The 3,714-nt window shown below is 46.1% G+C and carries 3 protein-coding genes; 1 reads left to right on the top strand and 2 read right to left on the bottom strand.

Features of this window, described 5'->3' with window-relative positions; translation table 11 throughout:
- Positions 1 to 107 precede the first annotated feature (107 nt).
- The gene (locus MICAI_RS13720; RefSeq protein ID WP_008203007.1) at positions 108 to 1,304 is read left to right on the top strand and encodes a homocysteine biosynthesis protein; all 1,197 of its coding nucleotides are present in this window, start codon (positions 108 to 110) and stop codon (positions 1,302 to 1,304) included.
- A gap of 641 nt (positions 1,305 to 1,945) precedes the next feature.
- Here MICAI_RS13720 and MICAI_RS13705 read toward each other — a convergent pair.
- Entirely contained in the window at positions 1,946 to 3,208 is a 1,263-nt protein-coding gene (locus tag MICAI_RS13705; RefSeq protein WP_039900171.1) for a pentapeptide repeat-containing protein, read from the bottom strand.
- 1 nt (position 3,209) lies between these two features.
- Positions 3,210 to 3,714 (bottom strand): lipoyl(octanoyl) transferase LipB (lipB, locus tag MICAI_RS13700; protein WP_039900170.1); only part of this gene is annotated, 505 nt, incomplete at its 5' end.

The raw sequence follows: 3,714 nt of genomic DNA, 5'->3' as shown, positions 1-3,714 counted from the left end.
AAGTAGGTAGGTGTTGAAAACTTTCAGATGCCCCCCTTATTAAGGGGGGATTAAGGGGGGATTAAGGGGGGATCCATCTTCAATTTAATTATAACCAGCTACTTATCATGAGAACAATCGCTGAAATCAACGACAAAATTGCTAAAAAAACAGCTGTAGTCTGGACAGTAGAGGAATTAAAAAACCGTGTTAACGAGATGGGAATTAAGGAGGTTTTTTCCCAAGTAGATGTGGTTTGTACGGGAACCTTTGAACCGATGGAATCTTCGGGGGCAATTATTAATTTAGGTCAGACAGATCCGCCGATAAAAATTCGTCAATGTTGGTTAGATGGGATTCCTGCTTATGCTGGTTTTGGGGCGGTGGATTTATACTTAGGGGCCAGTGCTATTAGTGATATAGCGGCCAAAAATGAGAATTTAGAGGGAGAAAATCCCGAAAGGGGTGGCGGACATATTATTGAGGATTTAATCGCTGGAAAATCGCTGCCATTGCGCGCTGTGGGCCAGGCCACCGATTGTTATCCTCGCGCTTCTTTTGAAACGATTATTTCTAAGGAGACTATCAATCAATTTTATCTTTTTAATCCTCGCAATCTCTACCAGAATTTTATCGTCGGAGTCAATGGGGGAGAGCGGACTTTATATACTTATTTGGGACCACTACAGCCGCGATTAGGTAATGCGGTTTATTCTAACCCCGGGGCAATTTCTCCCCTGTTAAATGACCCCGATTTAGAGGCTATCGGCATCGGTACGCGCATTTTTTTGGGAGGAGGAATCGGTTATATTGCCTGGGAAGGAACCCAACATTTTCCCCTGCAAAAACGCCTACAAAATCGCACTCCTATTGGACCGGCTTCTACCTTAGCCTTAATTGGGGATGCTAAACAAATGAATGCTCGTTGGGTGCGGGGTTGTTATTTCAAAAATTATGGGGCTTCTTTAATGTTAGGGGTAGCAGTACCGATTCCAATTTTAAACGAGGAAATTGTTCGACATTGTGCGGTAAAAGATGAGGAAATTGTCGCTCCAGTGGTGGATTTTTCCATTCCCCGGCGAGTCCGTCCTACCTTTGGTTTAATCACCTACGCTAAACTAAAAAGCGGTCGGATTATGATCGAGGGAAAAAGTGTTAGGGTGGCTCCTTTGGCCAGTATTTCCCTGTCCCGGGAAGCCGCTTTAGAATTAAAAGCACTGATCGAATCGGGAGAATTTACCCTCACAGAACCCGTGGCAAAAATTAATCTAGAGCGGACTTTTATCCCCCAGGATCGTTGGGGCGGAAAATTATCAATTGAGTGAGGAGTTAAGGGATTGCGTGCAGGTGGCACAACTACAATTAGGGTTTGCTGAAAAACTTTTTCGTGGGGGCAGGGTGTGGCCCCCCAACCCCCCCGACATCGGGGGGGCAGGTGGGGTGTGGGGTTTTACTGGTTTTGAGGCGGCCAACTACCTAATTTTCAGGGAAAAAGAGCCTAAATTTCCCCCCCGATCACGCCAAGGGCTGCCACTTTTTGATTTCAAAAAAGCCTAAAGATATTATCCAACAAGGTTTTTAGATTTATTCAGCAAACCCTAATTATTCATACTAAATCCGTTGAGTATAAGCTACATATCAGGAGAGGCACTCTTGCAAGTGGAGTGACTCTGAAATTATTACCAATGTATTAGCAGCTGCGTGTAAGCATCTCACCGAAAAACTAATGCGCGGGGGGTTTGGGGGCGGCGCCACGCCCCCAACGGGGGGTTTGGGGGGTTCTACCCCCCAAAAGCTTGGATTGAGTGATCAAGTGGAAAGTAATACTAAATCCGTTGAGTATAGGATACATATCAGGAGAGGCACTGACTTGAAAATAGAGGCTGAAATAACGCCAATTCGTCAATCAGAATATTCTCATGCTTGGCGGTGCCAACTTTGACATCAGGACTGCCGACTGCCTTCGTTAACGACCTAAAAGATTGGCAATATCAGCACATCCCCCCGGAATGGTTGCGCGGGACTTTTCCCCACACCAACGACAACAATAGTGACGTTGTTCCTCGCTCATGTTTTTCACCCCGGTAAAATTGACATTTTCTACCACTGCTCCCGTGTGTTCTCCTCTGTCATAATTGGGGGGAACGCTGCGACTGCGGGGGGTAGCATTTTCTGGGGAACCATAAAATAAACGCATCCCCTTGATATCGGCCCCTCTTAAATTAGCTTCGTAGAGAATTGTCCGCGATACATTTGCTTTTACCAAATCGCTATAACTTAAATCGGCCCGCACCATATTCGCTTCGCTTAAATCGGTCCAGCGCAGATCCTGCCCAGAAATGTCGGACCCCGCTAACATTACCCCCAGTTGTACTACTCTTGTACCGAACTCTCGATCCTCCGCGTAACCCCCTTCCCCGTCTAGAATCGGTCGGCCTAGATAACGATCGCGTTTAATCGGTGATAATAGCCGCGATTGACTCAAAAAACGCAGTATTTTCGCTTTTCCAGAGGCATCGACACTGCTGAGGATGGAAGCGGTGCGACCTTCTGCGATCGCTCTTTCCTGGGGCCAATCTTCTAAAAATCCCTCCTCATCTAAGGCTAAATCGGAAATCCCCTGAAAATAGGAATCGATCGTCTGTTGTTGGGTAATGCGATTTTGTTGTATGGTTAAATCCTTAGAAATAACGTACTGTTCCCAGGCCACATAGACGGCTAACACGGCGATCATAATCTGTCCCAAGGCCCCCACCCACTCGGCCCAGGAACCGAACTCATCGTATTTAAAACTGTCTAACCATCGCAATATGCGCTCGTAAACTCCTAAATATTTCCCTAATCCGGCCAGAGCAGCTATAAAAACTATAAAAGCGAAAACCGTCTGACGTTCAGAGGGAGTGAGATAATGGGCGATCCACTGGCGAATAGAGGGCAAAATCACCTGTAAAGATATTAATATCGCTACTATCGCCCCAGAAAAGCCTAACCAGTCCCAGCTAAAGACCAGGCCGATGGTCATCAGCATCAGGGGGGCCAGTAGTAACCCCGCGTTACCCGGTCGAAGATCTTTTAATACTAGGATGCGCTGACGCACGGGATTACGCGAAGATAAAGAGGAGACGTATTCGGAGGCATCGGGGGCCGATAAACTGGTTTTACCGTTATTTTCGGGGTTATCGGCCCTATTTTCCACGGTGAGTTTTTCTGGGTCTTTGCGATCGCTCATATTAATCCTTGTCAAGAGAAAATAATTCCACACCGAAAACTGAAGCGAAAACCCTCGATAAATCTTGCTGTACTTGCATAAGACTAATATTAGGCAGAAACTGCTCTAAACTGCCCACGGGTTTATTAGCAATCCCACAGGGAATAATCTCGGCAAACCCGCTTAAATCCGGACAAACATTGATGGCAAAACCATGATAGGTAATCCAACGACTAACTTTAATACCGATCGCCGCTATTTTATACCCTTCTACCCATACCCCTGTCAAGCCCCCGATTCTTGCCCCCGACAATCCATAAATAGCTATAGTTTGCAGGATGACTTCTTCTAATTGTCGCAAATACCAGTGTAAATCCTGCTGATAATAGCGCAAATTGAGGATCGGATAGCCCACTAACTGCCCCGGACAGTGATGGGTGACTTCTCCTCCGCGCTCGATTCGATGCACTTCTTTGTCGGTTTTGTCAAGATTAAATTTAATAAACTTAATATCTGAACCAGTACCA

The sequence above is a fragment of the Microcystis sp. T1-4 genome (assembly GCF_000297435.1).
Classification (GTDB): domain Bacteria; phylum Cyanobacteriota; class Cyanobacteriia; order Cyanobacteriales; family Microcystaceae; genus Microcystis.
Note: the sequence above shows the minus strand (reverse complement) of the source record. Positions and strands in the feature narration are given on the sequence as shown.